Genomic DNA, 18,839 nt, shown 5'->3' with positions numbered 1-18,839 from the left:
TTGGTCGTCCTTCATGGTCACCCGGATGCGGCGCCCGGGGAAGACCGCGGGGGCCGTGGGAAGCAGCAGTCACCGCACACGCCCCCGCCGGGCACCCGGTAGTAGAGGCAGCAGCTGCGCCGCCGGAAGGCGCTTCCGGTGAGGGTCCCGGTGCCGGCGAGCAGGGGGTGGGCGAGGAGATCGGCGGTCAGGGCGCGGGTGCGGGCGACGGCGTCGGCACGGCCGTGGGCCCGCGCCCAGCTCTCCAGCTGCCGGGCGGCTCCGGTCAGCGCGGAGGCCGCGTTGCCGCGCAGCAGGCCCGGCGCGATCCGGTACCGGGTGCGCAGTGCCGCCGCGAGCGGTTCGAGGTGGCCCTCCAGCACGACCTGGGCGAGGTGCGCCGCGTCCCCGGGCCGCGGGCGGACCTCGGTGAGCCAGAGGTCGTCGGGGGCGCTGCCGTCCGGGTCCCAGCGCAGGAGCCGGGCGTCCAGGTCGGGCATCCGGCCGTACAGGACCGCGCAGCCGAGCGCGATCGACCAGAGCCGGGCCGCGAGCCCCTGCTGGGCGACGGAGGCGGCGACGCGGGGCTCGGGGGCACGCAGGGCGGCGCCGACCTTGCGGACACGGAAAGTTACGACATGTTCGTAAACCTCCTCTTTTTCCGCGGCGTACGCTTGTGCGAGCGTCGGCAGCGCCGCCCGCGGGCCTGCGCCCGTGCGTAGGAGAAAGAAGCCGCCGAGCGGGCGGAGCGCGGTGAGGTCGGCGTCGAGGTCCACGAGGAGCAGTAGTACCAAGGCCCCTAGGGGAGGCCCTCAGGAGGGTTGTGGAGGGTGGCATGCACCCTGGGGAGGACCCACCGTCCGTAGTACTCCATCGGCAGTAGGACCCATTGCCTGCTCAGGGACGACGACGGGAATGGCTTTTCACGGCATCGTGTTGCACATGGAAGCCGACCGTTCGCCGCGCCGGGGCCTTCGCCCCTGCCTCACGCAGAGGAGCAGCTCATGAGCGCCCTCGCGTTGTCCGTGCTCCTGTCGCTCGTCTCCGCCGTCGCCTACGCCGGTGGGGCGATCGTCCAGGAGCAGGTCGCGGTGTCCTCCCCCGAGCAGCAGTTCGCGCCCCTGCGGCGGCCGAGCTGGTGGGCGGCGCTGGCGCTGAACGGCCTCGGCGGACTGCTGCACGTGGTGGCGCTGGCGTACGGCCCGCTGAGCCTGGTCCAGCCGCTGGGCGCGCTGACGATCGTCTTCGCCCTGCCGATGGCGGCGCTGTTCGTGCGCCGCAAGGCGGGGGCGACGGCCTGGCGGGGCGCGATCATGGCGACCGTGGGCCTGGCGGGTCTGCTCTCCCTGGTCGGCGCGTCCGACGCGCAGTCGCTGGACACCACCCAGCGGGTGGCGGTCGCGACGGTCACCGCGGGCGCGGTCGTGGCGCTGATGATCGCGGGCCGGGCGGCCCACCGGCACCCGGCGGTGCGCAGCATCCTGCTCGCGACGGCGTCCGGTGTCGCGTTCGGCATGTCCTCGGTCTTCACCAAGACCGTCGCGGTCGACTGGACCGGTGGTGTGACGGCGGCGGACCTGCCCTCCCTGGCGGTGATCGGCGTGCTGGCCACGGCCGGTGTGCTGCTGTCGCAGGCCTCCTACCGCGGCGCCGGTCTCGCGGCCCCGCTGGCCACCCTCACGGTCGTGAACCCGGTGGCGGCGGCCGTGGTCGGCATCACGATGTTCGGTGAGACCTTCCGCTACGGCACCACCGGCACCCTGCTCGCGCTGGGCTGCGGTGTGGTGGCGACGGGCGGACTGATCCTGCTGACGACCGAGCGGCTCGCCCGCACGGAACCGCAGCCGCTGCCCGAGCCTGTGCAGACGCCGGTTCAGGCGTCCGTGCCGGGGCCCGCCGCGGTCACCGCCGAGAAGCTGCTGGCGGGTCTGGCCGGGACCACCACCGCCGAGGAACTGCTCGCCGTCCTCCCCGAGCAGTCCGCGGTCCGCGAGGAGGTCCTGGTCCCGGCACCGGAGCCGGCCCAGGACGCCGCGCCCCGGGACCCGGACGACTCCCCGGTGTACCTGTACGGCCCGCTCTACGGCGCCTCGTACGTGCCCGTCCCGGTCCTCGACCGGCACCGTATGCGTGTCAGATCCTGACCGCAGGTTCCGAGCACTGGAAGAACCTCAGAGCCGGACGCCGCCCGCTCGCAGATACGCGATCGGGTCGATGTCCGAGCCGAACCCGGGCCCCGTCCGCACCTCGAAGTGCAGATGCGGGCCCGTGCTGTTGCCCGTGGACCCCGAGCGGCCGATGCGCTGACCGGCGCCGACGCCCTGCCCGCTCTTCACCGAGATCGCCGACAGGTGCGCGTACTGGGAGTACCGGCCGTCCGCGTGCCGGATCACCACCTGGTAGCCGAACGAGCCGGCCCACCCGGAGCTGACCACCTGCCCCGCCGCGACCGCCTTCACGGTCGTGCCGGTCGCGACCGCGAAGTCCACGCCGGTGTGATAGCCCTTCGACCACAGCGAGCCCGCCTTGTGGTACGGCGTTCCGGTGGGCGCGTCGACCGGGGCGACGAGCGAGCGGGCGCTGTGCCCGCTGTCGCGGGAGGTCTTCTTCTCCTCGGACGACCTGGAGCCGGTCGAGGTCTGGGTGGTCGGCGTGGCCGCCTTGCCCCGCAGACTGAGCCGCTGCCCCGGCACGATGAGGTCGGGATCGGCGCCGATGGTCTTGCGGTTGGCGCTGTAGAGCCGCTGCCAGCCGCCCTTCACGTCCTGCCGGTCGGCGATGCCGGAGAGGGTGTCGCCGTGGACCACGGTGTACATCTCGGCCCGGCCGGCCCGGGACTGGGGCGTGGTCTGCGGCTGGACGTCCGCCACGGACGCCTTGGCGGACGCGGGGTGGATGTCCGGGGTGTCGCCGCCGCGGGTGAGGCCGGCCTTGACCGAGCACGTCGGCCAGGCGCCCGGCCCCTGTCCGTCCAGCACCTTCTCGGCCACGGCGATCTGCTGGTCCTTGGTGGCCAGATCGGCGCGCGGCGCGTATCGCGTGCCGCCGTACGCCTCCCAGGTGGACTGGGTGAACTGCAGGCCGCCGTAGTAGCCGTTGCCGGTGTTGATGCTCCAGTTGTTGGTCGACTCGCAGGCGGCGACCTTGTTCCAGGTGTCCACGTCGGCCGCCTGGGCCGTACCGGCGCCGATCAGCGGGATCGCCATTCCGGCGCCGCCCGCCGTGACGGTGAGTGAGGCGCGGTTGATCCTGTTCGGCTGATACCGGCGGTGCCGGCCGCGTACGGCCATGGGGGCTCCCCCTCGACATTCGTCAGGAGGGCCAAAAGTAAGCGCCCCGAACAGGCCATGACAAGACGGCTATCGGCCGCCCTGAGCGTCGAACGACCGGGAATCGACTTCCGCCGCACCGCGGTTGAGGCAAGCGGGCCTCCTCGCGCGTATCTGCCCACGGAACGTCACCGGGCCGGACACGCGCCCGGCGTACCGGCACGTCAGGACGGCCGGTGGAGCGATACTGACTGGCACGACCGGCACCACCGATAACGGATCCTCTAGGAGCCAACCGAATGAGCACTTCAGCGCAGATCGGCGTCACGGGCCTCGCGGTCATGGGCAGCAACCTGGCGCGGAACTTCGCCCGCAACGGATACACGGTCGCGGTGCACAACCGGACGGCGTCCCGTACCCGCGCCCTCATCGAGGAGTTCGGCGGCGAGGGCGACTTCATCGCGGCCGAGACCGCCAAGGAGTTCGTGGCGGCGCTGGAGCGGCCCCGCCGACTGGTGATCATGGTGAAGGCCGGCGACCCGACGGACGCGGTGATCCAGGAGTTCGCCCCGCTCCTGGAGCCCGGCGACATGATCATCGACGGTGGCAACGCGCACTTCGCCGACACCCGGCGCCGCGAGCGTGAACTGCGCGAGCAGGGCATCCACTTCGTCGGCACCGGCATCTCCGGCGGCGAGGAAGGCGCGCTCAACGGACCGAGCATCATGCCGGGCGGCTCGAAGGAGTCGTACGACTCGCTCGGCCCGATGCTGGAGAAGATCTCGGCGAAGGCGTCGGACGGGGCGCCGTGCGTGACGCACGTCGGTGCCGACGGCGCCGGACACTTCGTGAAGATGGTGCACAACGGCATCGAGTACGCCGACATGCAGCTGATCGGCGAGGCCTACCAGCTGCTCCGCGACGTCGCCGGGTACGCGCCCGCGCAGATCGCGGAGATCTTCCGGACCTGGAACACCGGGCGCCTGGACTCCTACCTGATCGAGATCACCGCCGAGGTGCTGTCCCACGTGGACGCGGCGACCGGCAAGCCCTTCGTGGACGTGGTCGTGGACCAGGCGGAGCAGAAGGGCACCGGCCGCTGGACCGTGCAGATCGCCCTCGACCTGGGCGTCCCGGTGTCCGGCATCGCCGAGGCGGTCTTCGCCCGGTCCCTGTCCGGCCACGCGGACCTGCGGGCCGCGTCCCGGGGGCTCGCCGGACCGAAGGCGACGGCGCTGAGCGAGGCGGAGGCCGGGGCGTTCGCCGACCGGGTCGAGCAGGCGCTGTACGCCTCGAAGATCGTGTCGTACACGCAGGGCTTCCACGAGATCGCGGCCGCGCGCGAGGAGTACGACTGGGACATCGACCTCGGTGCGGTGTCGGCGATCTGGCGCGGCGGGTGCATCATCCGGGCCGCGTTCCTGGACCGGATCCGGGCCGCGTACGACGCGCGGGCCGACCTGCCGAGCCTGCTGTCCGACGAGACGTTCGCGCGCGAGATCGCCGACGCCCAGGACGACTGGCGCGAGGTGATCGTCGCGGCGACCCGGCAGGGGGTGCCGACGCCCGGGTTCTCGGCGGCGCTGGCGTACTACGACGGGCTGCGCTCCGAGCGGCTGCCCGCGGCGCTGACGCAGGGTCAGCGGGACTTCTTCGGGGCCCACACCTATCGGCGGGTGGACCGCGAGGGGTCGTTCCACACGCTGTGGGGCGGGGACCGCTCGGAGATCGACGCCTAGGGACTCTCGCGCCGACACGGGTGCGGCCGAGCGGGGACCTGCCGCGCAGATCCCCGCGCCCCTGCCGGGGCGTTCAGCCGCACCCGGTGGCTCAACTCAGCGGAGGGCCCGGTTCCGGACTGGGTACGGGCTCCGGGCCCGGCGGAACGGGGGACGGGGTCGGCGGAACGGGGTCCGGGGTCGGCTGCGGACCCGGGCCCGGCGGCGGGGTGGGTGCCGGGGGCTGCGGGGGCTCCGGGACGGGCCCGGGGGTCGGGCCCGGGTGAACGGGGTCCGGGAACGGGTTGGTCATCGTGTCCTCCAGCCAGAGAAGAGGTCGGCTCTGGACTACTCCCCCGCGTACCCGGCGTCCGGTGCGCCAGTCACCCGGATGACACGTCAGGAGCGCTCGGGGTGGGCCCGCAGCCAGTCCTTCGCCGCCCGCACCAGCTCGGGGTCGACGGACGGAGCCTCCTCGGGGTGGCGCTCGGCCCACTTGACGACGTAGGGACACAGCGGGGCCACCACGACGCCCTCGCGCTCGGCCAGGGCGTAGAGCTCGCGCGCCAGGGAGCCCGCGATGCCCTGTCCCTCATGGGCCGGTTCCACGATCGTGTGGACGGGGACCAGGGCGCGCCCGGGCGACTCCAGGACGAAGTACTCGATGCGGCCGACCACTTCGCCGGCGCCGAGTGCCTCCAGGCGGCCGGCCGCCCGGTCGTCGCGGATCTCGATGTCGCTCATGGGCACGCTCCTGGTCGAAGGCGGTTCGGCATCAGGCCGGTACGGCCTGCGGGCTGCGCTCCTGGTCCGAACCCGGTACGGGCTCCGACGGGTCGGCGCCCAGGGCCACGATCCGGTTGTCGTGGTCCACGTGCACGACCCTCGGCTCGAGCGCCCGCGCCTCGGCATCGGTCACCTGAGCGTAACTGATGATGATCACCAGATCGCCGGGGTGGACGAGATGGGCTGCGGCGCCGTTGATGCCGATCACGCCGGAGCCGCGCTCGCCCTCGATCACGTACGTCTCGAGGCGGGCGCCGTTGGTGATGTCGACGATGTGCACGAGTTCGCCGGGCAGCAGGTCGGCGGCGGCGAGGAGGTCCGCGTCGATGGTCACCGATCCCACGTAGTGCAGGTCGGCCTGGGTGACGGTGGCGCGGTGGATCTTGCTCTTGAACATGGTGCGAAACACGAGGAAGCTCCCGTTCTGTCTGCTCCCTGCCTGCGGGACAGGTCAAGGGCGGTGGCGGAAGCGTACAACCATTCGGCTACGGATCAGCTCGACTTCCTCTGACCCTCCTCGGCTGAGGCATGCGAACGGCCCGGGGGACGGGCGCGTCCCCCGGGCCGTCGACCACGTCGACCGGTCGGCTCAGCCGCCGCTCTTGCGCCGGAAGGAGCGCTGGCTCGAGGCCGGGCCGTGTGCCGCGCGTACCTTCGACGCATCGGGGTTGGCGGCGACATCGGCGGCGTCCGCCTGGACACCGCGCTTGCGGTCCAGGGCTTCGCGGAACTTGCGCTTGAGGTCGTAGGTGCCGTTCTCGTCCGGCGCCAGAGAGGACGTCTCGGCGGTGGCCGGCTCCGAACCTTCCGGGGATGCGGGCTCTGCGGTCATGGTGGCCTCCTGGGTTCGGGGTGGGGAAGCACAGCTTGTCATGCCGGACACCGTGCGGGGCGCCAGATATCGGCGCCACCGTGGTGTTCCGTCGGGCCGCCTCACTCCAGGCCGGTGGGCCTGCGGTGCGCCGCCATCGCCCTGCCCGGGTCCGGCAGCGGCCGCAACCGGTAGGTGTAGGCGTAGTCGCGGTTCGCGAACAGCTTGTACTCGTCGTGGGTGTGGGCGCCCCAGCTGTCGTCGCCGCCGACGCCCATCTGGTGGTGGGCCAGCCTGAGGACCACCTCGGCGCGCGGGTCCAGCTGGTAGTCGTGGCGTACGCCCACCGACAGGTCCTCCGGGGTGAAGTGGGAGGCGTTGACCTCCAGCAGGGGTTCACCGGAGACGAGCAGGCCGGGCCCGGCGCCGCCGGTGAGGGCGAACCAGCGGACGCCTGTCCTGTTGCCGCTCTCCTGCGGCCGCAGATAGGAGGTCCGCTGGCCGGTGACGGTGCCGGAGTACAGGCCGACGTCGGTGGCGTCGGCACGGTCCCAGTGGTTCTCCTCCGGGCCCCGGCCGTAGTAGCGCAGCTTCTCCAGCCGGGCGGGCAGGAACAGCAGGGTGCCCACCTCGGGGATGTACGGGAGGGAGGCGGCGCCCGGGTGGAGGGTGTTGTCGACCTTGATCTCGGCGTTGCCGAAGACCGTGTAGGTGGTGGTGTACGTCGACTCGGTGGTCGTGGGCAGCGTGCCGCTGATCTCGATCACGACGGCCCGGTCCCGCAGGGCACGCACCCGGACGCCGGTGACCCGGCGGTTCGCGCCGGCGTCGCGCCAGGTCTGGTTGCGTACGTGCTGGCCGTTGCCGCGGTCGTTGTCGGTGGGCGCCCGCCAGAAGTTCGGCGCGGGACCGGAGGTGATCAGCCGGCTGCCGGAGGCCTGGTAGGAGGTGATGAGGCCGCTCTTCTTGTCGACGGTGACGGAGAAGCCCTTGCCGGTGACGGTCACCGACGCCTCGCGGTCCTCGAAGCGCAGGGCCGGGACGTCTGCCAACGGCGTCGGGGTCACGGCCGGGGCACCCGCGTCGACGGTGAGCTGCTGCTTGGCCACCTCGAAGCCCGCCTTGGCCCATCGGGTGGCCTCCCTGGTGGTGAAGGAGAGGTGGAGGAAGTACTCGGTGCCCGGGGCGGGGCGGGCCGGCAGCTTGAAGGGCACCGTGACGCCCCTGCTCGACAGGGGCGGCACGTCCAGCTGCGCGCGGCTGAGCTGCCCGCTCCGCAGGACCTTGCCGTCCGCGACGAGCCGCCACCGTCCGTCGAACTCGCGGAGGTGGGTGAAGAGGTACTCGTTGGTGAGGGTCACCCTCCCCGAACCGGCGTCCGCCCAGCTGGCGTTGATCGCCTGGTAGACCTGCTTGACCTCGGCGGACTTGCCGGTGAGGCCGCGGTCGGCGGTGACGATGCCGTCGCCGGAGAAGGCCCCGTCGTTGGGGTTGTCGGCCCAGTCGCCGCCGTAGGCGTAGAAGGTCCTGTCGCGGGGCCGCCGCTCGGAGAGGTCCACGGTGGCCGCGTCGAACCAGAACCGCACGCCCTCGTCGCCGGGTTCGCGTCCGTCGGAGGCGAGTTCGGCGGCGCCGAGCGCGCGGGCGTGGACGCGGGCCCGCCGGATGGTGCCGCTGAACTCCCGGGTGGGGTTGTCGACATCGGTGGCCAGGGCCAGCGGGGCGGTGTTGTTCTCCGGGCGCCGGGTGGTGGTGCGGGTGGCCCGGACCGCGCCGTCGACGTGGAGGGTCACGGTGCCCGCGTCCGCGTCGAAGACGCCCGCGACATGGTGTTCGCGTCCGGTCCAGTCGGCCGGCAGCGTCCAGCTCGCGCTCACCCACTGGCCGCCGCCGTGGATGAAGAACTCCAGGTTCCCGTTCGTCTGCTTCAGGGCGTACTGGGTGTCGCCCTTGGCGAGGATCGGCTGGTGGCCGCCGGTCACGTGCGGGGTGACCCAGGCCTCCACGGTGAGGGAGCCGGTGAGGTCCAGGCCCGGGTCGCGGGCGAAGACGGTGCCGCCCGAGAGGCCCTCGGCGCGGGTGAAGGTGCCGCCGGCGGCCTGGATCTCGCCCTGGAGCGCGGCGGGCCCGGCCTCGGTGAACCGCTTGCGGGTCGGTGTGGGCCAGGCGAGGGCCTGGTCGACGAAGTCCCAGATCCAGCCGCCCTGGAGGACGTCGTGGCGGCGCACGACGTCCCAGTACTTCTTGAAGTTGCCGTTGGAGTTCCCCATGCCGTGCGAGTACTCGATCATCACGTACGGCCGGGTGTCGGTGGTGTCCTTCGCGCGGGCCTCGACGCGGGAGGGGCTGTCGTACATCTCGGAGCGGATGTCGCTCACGCCCGGGCGGTCGTCGCCCTCGTACTGGATGACGCGGGTGGTGTCGTAGGACCGGATCCAGTCGTACATGGCGTGGAAGGTGCTGCCGCTGCCCGCCTCGTTGCCGAGCGACCAGATGACCACCGAGGCGTGGTTCTTGTCGCGGTGGACCATGTTCCGGGCGCGGTCCACGCAGGCCGCGGTCCAGTCGGCGTGGTCGCCGGGGTACTCGCCGCGGATGCCGTGGGTCTCCAGGTTGGTCTCGTCGACGAGGTACAGGCCGTACTCGTCGGCGAGTTCGAGCCACTGCGGGTTGTTGGGGTAGTGCGAGGTGCGGACGCTGTTGATGTTGAGGCGCTTGATGATCCGGATGTCCTCGACCATGTCCGCGCGGGTGAGGGCGGAGCCGCGGACCGGGTGCATCTCGTGGCGGTTGGTGCCGCGGAAGGACACCGGCCGGCCGTTGATGCGCATCAGGCCGTCCCGGAGCGCGAACTCGCGCAGGCCCACCCGGTGGGAGAGGGTCTCGATCACCTTCCCCGCCGGGTCGCGCAGCCGGAGCACCGCCGTGTAGAGGTCGGGGTGTTCGGCCGACCACAGCCGCGGGCGGGGTACGGCCCTCTCGGCCTCGACGGTGGCCTCCTCGCCGGAGCCGAGCGCGACGGTCCGCACCAGGGGCCGGGACCACACCGGGTGCCCGCTCGGGTCGTACAGCTGGGTCTCGACGGAGTAGCGTCCGGCGCCCTTCCCGCCGTAGTCCCGCACATGGGCGGTGACCGCCAGGGCGGCCGTCCGGTAGTCGTCGCCGAGCGGGGTGTCGAGGCGGAAGTCGCGCAGGTGCACGGCGGGGGTGGAGTACAGGTAGACCGAGCGGAAGATGCCGCTCAGCCGGATCATGTCCTGGTCCTCCAGCCAGTCGCCGTCGGAGTAGCGGTAGACCTCGACCGCTATCTGGTTGGTGCCGGCCTTGAGGTGCTCGGTGATGTCGTACTCGGCGGGGTCGTAGGAGTCCTCGTGGTAGCCGACCAGCGTGCCGTTGATCCACACGTAGTGGGCGGACTTGACGCCCTCGAAGTGCAGGAAGGTCCGCCGGCCCGACCAGTCGCGCGGGACGGTGAAGGTGCGGCGGTACTGCCCGACGGGGTTGCGGCGGGTGGGGGCGGCGGGGGGCTGCGCCTCCTCGCCGAGCCCGTTGGGGCCCCACCAGGGGTAGGTGATGTTGATGTAGATGGGGCGGTCGTAGCCGTGCAGTTGCCAGGCGGAGGGGACCGGGATGGTGTCCCAGTCGCTGTCGTCGACGTCGGTGCGGTGGAAGTCGGGGTCGCGGTCGTCGGGACGGTCGGCGTAGGCGAACTTCCAGGTGCCGTCCAGGCTGAGCCGGTACGGCGAGCGGGTGCGGTCGGCGGCCAGGGCCTGTCCGACGTCGGCGTACGGCATGAGCGTGGTGTGCGGCGGCTCGGAGCCCAGGCGGAAGACGGCGATGTTGCCGTTCCACTCCGGGGTGGCGGTCGGCTCGTCGGCCGCGTGGGCGGCGGTGGGCGAGCCGGGCAGGGCGAGCGCGCCGAGGACGGCGGCCCCGCCCTCCAGCAGTCGGCGGCGGCTGACGGGGATCACGGGAAAGTGCGGCATGACCGTGGCCTTCCTCGGAACGACAGTGCGTGGGGCGCTGTGTGAGTGTGCGTCAGTTCCTGTGGGGTGCTGTTGGGAAACCGAACGCACACTAGGTTGTCGATCCGAGTGGGGGCAATGATGTTGTCGGTCTTTGTGTGAATCTGCGGGGTTGACGTGCCGCGTGGGGATGTCCTATGCCACCGCCTCGACCTCCGCGACGTCGCCGGGCCGCTCCTCGAACTGGGTCCGGTACAGCTCGGCGTAGCGGCCGGCTGCCGCCAACAGCTCCTCGTGCGTGCCCCGTTCGACGATCTGCCCGGCCTCGACCACCAGGATCTGGTCGGCGGCCCGGACCGTGGACAGCCGGTGGGCGATCACCACGGCGGTGCGGCCTTCGAGGGCCTCGGTGAGCGCCTCCTGGACGGCCGCCTCCGAGGTGTTGTCGAGATGGGCGGTGGCCTCGTCGAGGATGACCACGCGCTGACGGGCCAGCAGCAGCCGGGCGATGGTCATGCGCTGGCGTTCACCGCCGGAGAGCCGGTAGCCGCGCTCGCCGACGACCGTGTCGAGGCCGTCGGGCAGGGAGTCGACCAGGGCTTCGAGGCGGGAGCGGCGCAGGGCGTCCCTGAGTTCGGCCTCGGTCGCCTCGGGGCGGGCCAGCAGCAGGTTGGCGCGGACGGTGTCGTGGAAGAGGTGGCCGTCCTGGGTGACCATGCCCACGGTGGCGCGCAGCGACCGGGCGGTCAGGTCACGGACGTCGGTGCCGCCGACGCGCACGGCGCCCTCGTCGACGTCGTACAGGCGCGGGAGCAGTGCGGCGATGGTCGACTTGCCGGCGCCGGAGGAGCCGACGAGCGCGACGGTCCGGCCCGGTTCCGCACGGAAGGAGATGCCCTTGAGGACCTCGTCGCCGCCCCGGGTGTCCAGGGCCGCGACCTCCTCCAGGGAGGCGAGGGAGACCTTGTCGGCGGCCGGGTAGCCGAAGCGGACGTTGTCGAACTCCACCGCGACCGGACCCTCGGGCAGCTCGCGCGCGTCCGGCTTCTCCTCGATCAGGGGCCTGAGGTCGAGCACCTCGAAGACCCGCTCGAAGCTGACCAGGGCGCTCATCACCTCGACGCGGGCGCCGGCGAGGGAGGTGAGCGGGGCGTAGAGCCGGGTCAGGAGCAGGGCGAGGGAGACGACCGCGCCGGGCTCCAGGGTGCCGCGCAGCGCGAACCAGCCGCCGAGGCCGTAGACCAGGGCCAGCGCGAGGGCGGAGACCAGGGTGAGGGCGGTGATGAACACCGACTGGGCGGTGGCCGTGCGCACGCCGATGTCGGCGACCCGGCGGGCGCGGGCCGCGAACTCCTCGGACTCCTGCTCGGGGCGGCCGAACAACTTGACCAGCGTGGCGCCGGGCGCCGAGAAGCGCTCGGTCATCCGGGTGCGCATCGCCGCGTTGAGCGCGGCGGCCTCCCGCTGCATCCGGGCCATGCGGGTGCCCATGCGGCGGGCCGGGATCACGAACACCGGGAGCAGGACCAGCGCGAGGAGCGTGATCTGCCAGGAGAGGGTGAGCATCACGGCGAGGGTGAGCAGCAGGGTGACCAGGTTGCTGACGACTCCGGAGAGGGTGTTGCTGAACGCCCTCTGGGCGCCGATGACGTCGTTGTTGAGTCGGGAGACGAGCGCTCCCGTACGTGTGCGTGTGAAGAACGCGACCGGCATGCGCTGCACATGATCGAAGACAGCCGTCCGCAGATCGAGGATGAGCCCTTCCCCGAGCGTCGCCGACAGCCGTCGTCCGAGGATGCCCAGGGCCGCCTCGGCCACCGCGATGAGCGCGATGAGCAGGGCGAGGCGTACGACGGTGCCCTCGTCGTCGCCCGTCACGATCGCGTCCACCACGTGTCCGGCGAGGACCGGGGTGGCGACGGCGAGCAGCGCGGTCGCCACCCCGAGCGCCACGAACTTCGCGATGCGGGCGCGGTGCGGCCGGGCGAAGGCGCCGATGCGGCGCAGTGTCGCGCGGGCGAGGGGGCGGGTCTCCTGCTCGGCGCGCATCACGCTCTGCAGCTGTGTCCAGGCTGTGGTTTCCATGCTCATGGGAGCGAACGTAGGACCTCAAGCGTTGTTGAGGTCAACACTCCGTGGATGTCCCCCCGCTCGAAGGAACCGATGACCGTACGCAATGCTCCCGCCGCCCTGCCGCAACCCGACGTTGGCGCGGCGCGGAAAACCTCTTCGGACGTGAGCCCCCGCCGCGTTCCCGCCCGCAGGATCCGGCAGATCCTGTGCCTGCTGCCGCTGCTGCTCGTCACGGTCGTGGCCGTGGAGCACCGCTCGGTCCTGGCCGCGGGCTTTCGTCATCTGCGCTCGGCCGAGTGGCCGTGGCTGCTGGTCGCGGTCTGCGCGACCTGTCTGACCTGGGTGGCGGCCGCCTGCACCCGGCAGGGCGCGGTGGTCGAGGGGCTGCCCAAAGGGCGGTTGCTGGCCACCCAGTTCGCCGCCGGCGCGGCCAACCACCTGCTGCCGACCGGTCTCGGCGCGAGCGCGGTCAACCTCCGTTTCATGACGGTGTGCGGACTGCCGCTGGCCCGCTCCTCGGCGGCGCTGGCGCTGTACCTGCTGGCGGAGTCGATCGGCCGGCTGGGGCTGCTGGCCGCGTTGCTCGTCGCGTTCCCCGACGCGCTGAGCCTCGGTCCCCTCCTCCCCGAGGGCGCGGTCTCCGCGCTGCTGCCCGCCCTCGGTCTGGTGCTGCTCGGGGCGGCGGCCGTCCTCGTCCTCGTCCGGCGGGTGCGCACCACTGTGGCCTCGTTCCTGCGCACCGCGCTGGCCGAGGCACGCGAGGTGCACTCCCGGCCCGCGCGGGCGTTCGCCCTGTGGGGCGGCGCGCTCGCCTTCCCCGCGTTGCAGGCGTCCGGACTGGCCGCCGTGGGGCAGGCGTTGGGGCTGGCCGTGCCGCCGCCGCACATGGCGGTGGCGTATCTCGCGGCGACGGTCGCGGTCGCGCTGGTGCCCACGCCGGGCGGGATCGGTTCGGTGGAGGCGGCGCTGGTCGTGGCGCTGGTGGCGGCGGGCGGTCCGGCGGCGGTCGCCACCGCCGTGGTGCTCGCCTACCGGATCATCACGGTGTGGCTTCCGCTGCTGCCGGGGGCGTTGACGCTCGGGGCCCTGGTGCGGATGAAGGTCATCTGACCCCGTGCGCCCGGGAACCGGTCCGGCACGGGTCGTTCAGGAACCGCTCGACGGCGGCGGCCACCCGCGCGCCGGCACGGGCGGCCTCGTGGGCGCCCTGCCCGGGGTGCAGCAGCCCGCCGGCGGCGAACACCCCGGGCCGTGAGGTCTCGGGGGCGAGGGTCAGGCCGCCGCGCCGCGCCAGCTCGTGCTCGGGCACGAAGTCGCCGGTGAACACGACGGTGTCGCAGGCGAGGACGGTCGTACGCCCGTCCCGGTGGCGGACGCGGACGCCGGACAGCCGTCCGTGGCCGAGGAGTTCGGTGACGGCGGTCCCGGTGAGCAGGGGAAGGCGCCCGCGCAGTCGGGCGTCCGCCGCGCGGATCCGCGCGACCCGGGCCCGGTCCGCCTCGGTGACCAGGGCGACGACCTCGGCCCCGGCGGCCCGTACGGTGTCGGCGGCCGCGTAGGAGACGGGCTCCGCTCCGACGATCACCGCCCGGGTGCCGATCCGCTGCCGGTACAGGTGCACGGCCTGCTGGAGCTCGCCGGTGGTGTAGACGCCGGCCGGCCGGGTGCCCGGCACCAGGCGTGCGGCACGGGGGCGTTCGCGGGCGCCGGTGGCGAGGACCACCGCCCGTGCCGTGAGGGTCTCGGGGCCGTCGGGGCCGACCGTGGCCAGGGCGCGGGGGCCCGTCCAGTCCAGGGCGGTCACTCCGGTCCGTACGACCGCGCCGGTGCGCGCGGCGGCGTCGGTGAGCAGCCGTGCGTACGCGGGGCCGGTCAGCGGGTGCAGCCAGGTGCCGAAGCCACCGTGGGCGCAGTGCCGTGGCACTCCCCCGGCCTGCCGCTCCCGGTCCAGCACCTCGACCCGGCCGGCCCCGGCGACGGCTAGGCGGGCGGCGGCCGCGAGTCCCGCGGGCCCGGCGCCGACGACGAGCACGTCGACCTCACGGGTCATGGGCCCGCCTCCTCGCGCGTGCTGGTCGGCCTCCTCGCGCCTCATCGGCCCGCCTCCTCGCGGCGGCTCGGCTCGGTGCGGGGTCCCGCGCGCGCGAACAGCTCCCGGACCGCGGCGCCGCAGTGGAAGCCCTGGCAGCGACCCGCCCGGGCGCGGGTGCGGCGGCGCAGTCCGTCGAGGCTGCCCGGCGGGACGGTGCTGGTGAGAGCGTCGCGGATCTCGCCTCGGGAGACGCGTTCGCAGTGGCAGACCAGGGTGCCGTACTCCGGGTCGGCGGCGATGAGGTCGGGGCGCTGGTAGGGGCGCGGGAAGGCCTCGCCGAGGGTGGGCATGCGGACCGGGTCCAGGTCGCGGGAGGGGCCCAACTCCAGCCCGTGGTCCGCCAGTTGGGCCGTGACGTGGGCGGCGATGGCGAGCGAGGCCGTGAGTCCCGTGGAGCGGATGCCGCCCACGGTGGCGTAGGACCGCTCGGGGTGGACGCGAATGCGGTAGTCGTCGTGCTCGGTGGCGGCGCGCAGCCCGGCGTAGACGGCCGTGACCTCCTCGTCGAGCAGCGCGGGCAGGATGCGGCGGCCCTTCTCCCGCAGCAGGGACAGGCCTTCGGCGGTGGACTGCGTGGCGTGCCGATCGTCGAGGTCCTCGGCGGTGGGGCCGAGCAGGACGTTGCCGAAGACGGTGGGGGCCACCAGGACGCCCTTGCCGAGCGCGGTCGGGACGGGCAGCAGGATGTGCCGGACCAGGGACCGGGCGAACGTGTCGAAGACGATGAGCTGGCCGCGACGCGGGGTGACGGTGAAGTCGGCGTGACCGACCCGCCGGTCGAGGACGTCGGCGTGGAGACCGGTGGCGTTGATCACCCAACGGGCGTGCAGGGTTCCGCGGCTGGTGCCCGAAAGTTTTTGTTCGACACGGCAGTTGAGGTGCAGGTCCACACCGTGCCGGACCGCCTGGGTCGCGTACGCCAGAGTCGTCGTCCAGGGGTCGATGACACTCTCGCCGGGGACCTCCAGGGCGCCGAGCGCACCGGGGCCCAAGTGCGGCTCCCGTGCGTACAGTTCGGCCTTCCCGAGCAGCCGGGTGTCGTGGTGGTCGTTGCGTTCCGCCTTCCGCGCGAGGCCGGGCAGGGCGGCGAGCTGTTCCTCGTCCCAGGCGACCAGGAGGGCGCCGACGCGTTCGACGGCGATGCCGGACTCGGCGGCGAACGAGGTGAGCCGGCCGTACCCCTCGCGGACGAGGCGGCCCTCCAGCGAGCCGGGCAGGGCGTCGAAACCGGTGTGCAGGATGGCGGTGTTGGCCTTCGAGGTGCCCTGGCCGACGTCGTCCTGCGCCTCGACGAGGGCGACCCGCAGCCGCGGGTACCGGGCGAGTTCACGGGCGATCCCGCAGCCGACGACCCCGGCGCCGACGACCGCCACGTCGTACCGCGTGTCCGGCAGGGGGCCGTGCGTGGTGACCGTCATGCGGGGGCCCGGTCGAGCAGGGCGGTCACTTCGGCACGGAAGGCGCCCCGGCGTTCGGCGGCCTGGTCGGCGGTGATCCGCGGTTCGTACACGGCGGCGGGCTTCCGGTCGGGCATCGCGTCGGCGAGCGTGAGTGCGGGGTCGGCGCCGAGCCGGGCCAGCGCGCCGACGCCGAGCGCGGTGGCGTCGGGCAGGGCGGAGACCTCGACGGGGCGTTGGAGCAGGTCGGCCTGGGTCTGAAGGAGCAGGGCGGAGCGGGTCAGGCCGCCGTCCACGCGCAGCGTCTCCAAGGGCGCCCCCAGGTCGGCACCGGCGGCGTCGGCGAGTTCGGCGACCTGGGCGGCGATGCCCTCGCACAGGGCGCGCACCAGATGGCCGGCGCCGGTGTCGAGGCCGAGCCCGGTGAGCGAGCCCCTCAGGTCCCCGCGCCACCAGGGGGCGCCGAGTCCGGCCAGTGCGGGGACGAAGGTGACGCCGCCGCTGTCCGGCACGGTGGCGCCCACCGCGTCGAGGTCGGCGGCGCCCCTGATCACGCCGAGGTCGGTGAGCCAGCGCACGGCGGAGGCGGCGGTGTACACCTGCCCGTCGAGGCAGTAACGGGCGTGCCCGGCGAGCCGCCAGGCCACACAGCTGACCAGTCCGGAGTCTCCCCGGCTCGGAGTGTCGCCGGTGGGGGCGAGCAGGAACGCCCCGGTGCCGTAGGTGCACTTGGCGTCGCCGGGCGCGGTGACGCGCTGGGCGATGAGGGCGGCCTGCTGGTCGACGGCGAGACCGGTGAGCGGGATCTCCGGCCCGAACTCCTTGGTGGTGCCGATGCGTTCGGCGTTGTCGACGACCGTCGGAAGCCGTTCGTCGGCGAGTCCGTACAGGTCCAGGGCGCGGGGCGACCAGCGGGCGCGGTCGAGGTCGAGGAGCTGGGTGCGGCCGGCGGTGGCCGCGTCGGTGACGAGGGCGCCGGTGAGGCGGTGGACGAGCCAGGCGTCGGTGGTGGTGACGAGACCCTCACGGGTGCGGTGGCAGCGTATCCAGGCCATTTTCGGCGCGGCGAAGTACGGGTCCAGGGGGAGGCCAGTGAGGTCGCGCAACTCGTCGGCGTGCGGGGCGAGTTCCTCGCAGACGGACTCCGCGCGGCGGTCCTGCCAGACGAGGGCCTCGGTGAGCGGGCGGCCGGTGTCCGGGTTCCAGGCGAGCACGGTCTCGCCCTGGTTGGCCAGGCCCAGCGCCACGACGGGCTCACGGGCCTCGGCGAGGGCACGGTGACCGGCGTCCAGAACCGAGGTGTACAGCTCCTCGGGATCGACGTCGACCAGGCCGCCGGGCAGATGGCGCGGGCGCACCTCGGCGAAGCCGCTGCCGATGACACCGCGTTCGGGGCAGACGACGAGGGCCTTGGTGCCGGATGTGCCCTGGTCGACGGCGAGCACCGGACCTGTCATCGAGCCCCTCCCCAAGGACGGCTCGCCGGGGCGTTGCTCGGACGCTCGCAGCGGCCCCCGGCGATCACAGGGCGCCAGCCTGCCGCCGTCCGCCACCTGCCGTCAAGCGCGACTCGTGCAGGTCAACTCGGTGAGGGCGCAAAGGAGTTCGAAAAGATCGGGAAACCGCCGAAGAGGCGGAACCTCCGCCTCTATAGTGACCGCCGCGACCGAATCGAGCTTCTCGACCGCCGCCCAGAGGAGGGCTGTTGTTACTCCACCCTGCCGTCAGGACCCACCCGCTGCCCGGGGCCGGCGACTGATGGCCAGAGACGGAGCACGACCCGCCTACGACCCCGCGGGACACGACACCGCACTGCGCGCCACCCTCCAGGAGTTACGCACCGGACGCTGGATGTCGATGCGCCGGCTGCTCGCCGACACCACGGCCTGGTGGCAGTGGACCCAGCGCACCCAGGTCCTCGCCACCGCCGCGGCCGGCACCGACGTGGTGCGCGCCTGGCTCGACGAGGAGCCGCACAGCGTCCCGGCCGCCGTGATGCACGCGCGGGTCGCCGTGGAACGGGCCCTGCGGGCGCACCGGGAGGACCACTTACGCACCCTCGACCTGTGGCGGGAGGCCTGGCAGGCGAGCCACGCGGCGACCCGGGCCTCCCCCGACGACCCCGTCCCGTGGGTGTGCCTGCTGGCGCTGGCCCGCCTCGACCGCGAGCGGCAGCGGGCCGAGCACCGGGTGCCGCCGCCCGGGCCGATGCTGCCGCCGGGCCCGTGGGGACTGCTCGCCGAGGCCGACAAGCGCGACCCGTACAACCGCGAGGCCCACCACCGGATGCTCCAGTTCCTCTCCGAGCACGGCACCTCGGGACGGCTGGCGGAGGCCGCCGGCTACGCGCACTGGGCCGCCGACACCGCTCCCCCGGGCTCCGCCCTCCACGTCCTGCCGCTGTACGTCCGGGTCGAGCGCTACCGGCGCTCCGGCGGCCGTGACGCCGCCCTCGACCTGCACTGGGTCGCCGAGGACGCCACCCGCGAGGCGCGTCGCGCGCTGTACGCCTGGTTCGAGCAGACCTTCGCCGCCGAGCGGTCCCCGCTGGACCTCAACCATCTCGCCCACGCCCTGTGGGGCGCCCTCCAGTTCACCGACGCGGACCGGGTGTTCGAGGCGCTCGGCCCGTACTGGACGCCTCTTCCTTGGGCGTACCGCACCCCCGATCAGGGCGACACCGCCCAGGCCGTGGAGATCTTCCTCCAGGCCCGGGCGCGCTGCCGCGCCGCGTGAGAGTCCCCCCGTC

13 protein-coding genes and 1 pseudogene are annotated in these 18,839 nt (G+C 73.2%); 4 read left to right on the top strand and 10 right to left on the bottom strand.

The features are described 5' to 3' along the window. Positions 1 to 17: 17 nt before the first annotated feature. Positions 18 to 773: a (2Fe-2S)-binding protein gene (locus tag ACH41F_RS12960; protein WP_398835063.1), complete on the bottom strand. Its 756-nt coding sequence runs from the start codon at positions 771 to 773 to the stop codon at positions 18 to 20. 210 nt (positions 774 to 983) lie between these two features. Between ACH41F_RS12960 and ACH41F_RS12955 the strand changes: the two genes are divergently transcribed. Then, entirely contained in the window at positions 984 to 2,123 is a 1,140-nt protein-coding gene (locus ACH41F_RS12955; RefSeq protein WP_391238928.1) for a DMT family transporter, read from the top strand. 27 nt (positions 2,124 to 2,150) lie between these two features. Here ACH41F_RS12955 and ACH41F_RS12950 read toward each other — a convergent pair whose 3' ends face one another. Further along, complete coding sequence (locus ACH41F_RS12950) at positions 2,151 to 3,269, bottom strand: transglycosylase family protein (protein ID WP_391238931.1); 1,119 nt, start codon at positions 3,267 to 3,269, stop codon at positions 2,151 to 2,153. A gap of 278 nt (positions 3,270 to 3,547) precedes the next feature. Between ACH41F_RS12950 and gndA the strand changes: the two genes are divergently transcribed. Then, on the top strand, positions 3,548 to 4,987 hold the full coding sequence (gene gndA, locus ACH41F_RS12945) for an NADP-dependent phosphogluconate dehydrogenase (RefSeq protein WP_391238934.1): 1,440 nt from the start codon (positions 3,548 to 3,550) through the stop codon (positions 4,985 to 4,987). A 378-nt stretch (positions 4,988 to 5,365) separates the two neighbouring features. Here gndA and ACH41F_RS12940 read toward each other — a convergent pair whose 3' ends face one another. From ACH41F_RS12940 to ACH41F_RS12920, 5 genes are all read right to left on the bottom strand, one after another. After that, positions 5,366 to 5,710 carry a GNAT family N-acetyltransferase gene (locus ACH41F_RS12940; protein ID WP_398835059.1) on the bottom strand — a complete coding sequence of 115 codons (345 nt, stop codon included), beginning with the start codon at positions 5,708 to 5,710 and terminating at the stop codon, positions 5,366 to 5,368. A 31-nt stretch (positions 5,711 to 5,741) separates the two neighbouring features. Beyond that, entirely contained in the window at positions 5,742 to 6,161 is a 420-nt protein-coding gene (panD, locus tag ACH41F_RS12935) for an aspartate 1-decarboxylase (RefSeq protein WP_398835056.1), read from the bottom strand. Positions 6,162 to 6,341: 180 nt separating this feature from the next. Continuing rightward, positions 6,342 to 6,584 carry a DUF5302 family protein gene (locus ACH41F_RS12930; protein WP_391238940.1) on the bottom strand — a complete coding sequence of 81 codons (243 nt, stop codon included), beginning with the start codon at positions 6,582 to 6,584 and terminating at the stop codon, positions 6,342 to 6,344. A gap of 101 nt (positions 6,585 to 6,685) precedes the next feature. Further along, positions 6,686 to 10,549 carry a glycoside hydrolase family 2 TIM barrel-domain containing protein gene (locus ACH41F_RS12925; protein WP_398835052.1) on the bottom strand — a complete coding sequence of 1,288 codons (3,864 nt, stop codon included), beginning with the start codon at positions 10,547 to 10,549 and terminating at the stop codon, positions 6,686 to 6,688. Between the two features lie 174 nt (positions 10,550 to 10,723). Then, a complete protein-coding gene (locus tag ACH41F_RS12920) occupies positions 10,724 to 12,613 on the bottom strand; it encodes an ABC transporter ATP-binding protein (RefSeq protein ID WP_398835384.1) in 1,890 nt (629 codons plus the stop codon). Positions 12,614 to 12,793: 180 nt separating this feature from the next. Between ACH41F_RS12920 and ACH41F_RS12915 the strand changes: the two genes are divergently transcribed. Next, on the top strand, positions 12,794 to 13,711 hold the full coding sequence (locus tag ACH41F_RS12915) for a lysylphosphatidylglycerol synthase domain-containing protein (RefSeq protein WP_391238998.1): 918 nt from the start codon (positions 12,794 to 12,796) through the stop codon (positions 13,709 to 13,711). Positions 13,712 to 13,748: 37 nt separating this feature from the next. Here the strand turns inward: ACH41F_RS12915 and ACH41F_RS12910 are convergent. The 3 genes and pseudogenes from ACH41F_RS12910 to ACH41F_RS12900 all read right to left on the bottom strand — a co-directional run. After that, positions 13,749 to 14,651 (bottom strand): annotated as a pseudogene (locus tag ACH41F_RS12910) (NAD(P)/FAD-dependent oxidoreductase); the annotation flags it as partial. Positions 14,652 to 14,692: 41 nt separating this feature from the next. Beyond that, on the bottom strand, positions 14,693 to 16,111 hold the full coding sequence (locus ACH41F_RS12905) for an FAD-dependent oxidoreductase (protein ID WP_398835050.1): 1,419 nt from the start codon (positions 16,109 to 16,111) through the stop codon (positions 14,693 to 14,695). Continuing rightward, entirely contained in the window at positions 16,108 to 17,547 is a 1,440-nt protein-coding gene (locus ACH41F_RS12900) for an FGGY family carbohydrate kinase (protein ID WP_398835047.1), read from the bottom strand. Before ACH41F_RS12900 ends, ACH41F_RS12905 begins: the two co-directional genes overlap by 4 nt. Positions 17,548 to 17,848: 301 nt before the next feature. Between ACH41F_RS12900 and ACH41F_RS12895 the strand changes: the two genes are divergently transcribed. Next, positions 17,849 to 18,826, top strand: a complete 978-nt coding sequence (locus ACH41F_RS12895; RefSeq protein WP_398835045.1) for a hypothetical protein — start codon at positions 17,849 to 17,851, stop codon at positions 18,824 to 18,826. Positions 18,827 to 18,839 lie beyond the last annotated feature (13 nt).

This window comes from Streptomyces sp. NPDC020489 (assembly GCF_044386545.1).
GTDB lineage: Bacteria > Actinomycetota > Actinomycetes > Streptomycetales > Streptomycetaceae > Streptomyces.
This window is presented reverse-complemented; position numbering and strand designations above follow the sequence as displayed.

Bases quoted from the DNA above. Each gene is read 5' to 3' on its own strand.
- ACH41F_RS12955 (WP_391238928.1), top strand. From the start codon at position 984: ATGAGCGCCCTCGCGTTGTCCGTGCTCCTGTCGCTCGTCTCCGCCGTC.
- ACH41F_RS12950 (WP_391238931.1), bottom strand. From the start codon at position 3,269: ATGGCCGTACGCGGCCGGCACCGCCGGTATCAGCCGAACAGGATCAAC.
- gndA (WP_391238934.1), top strand. From the start codon at position 3,548: ATGAGCACTTCAGCGCAGATCGGCGTCACGGGCCTCGCGGTCATGGGC.
- ACH41F_RS12940 (WP_398835059.1), bottom strand. From the start codon at position 5,710: ATGAGCGACATCGAGATCCGCGACGACCGGGCGGCCGGCCGCCTGGAG.
- ACH41F_RS12930 (WP_391238940.1), bottom strand. From the start codon at position 6,584: ATGACCGCAGAGCCCGCATCCCCGGAAGGTTCGGAGCCGGCCACCGCC.
- ACH41F_RS12925 (WP_398835052.1), bottom strand. From the start codon at position 10,549: ATGCCGCACTTTCCCGTGATCCCCGTCAGCCGCCGCCGACTGCTGGAG.
- ACH41F_RS12920 (WP_398835384.1), bottom strand. From the start codon at position 12,613: ATGGAAACCACAGCCTGGACACAGCTGCAGAGCGTGATGCGCGCCGAG.
- ACH41F_RS12905 (WP_398835050.1), bottom strand. From the start codon at position 16,111: ATGACGGTCACCACGCACGGCCCCCTGCCGGACACGCGGTACGACGTG.
- ACH41F_RS12900 (WP_398835047.1), bottom strand. From the start codon at position 17,547: ATGACAGGTCCGGTGCTCGCCGTCGACCAGGGCACATCCGGCACCAAG.
- ACH41F_RS12895 (WP_398835045.1), top strand. From the start codon at position 17,849: ATGGCCAGAGACGGAGCACGACCCGCCTACGACCCCGCGGGACACGAC.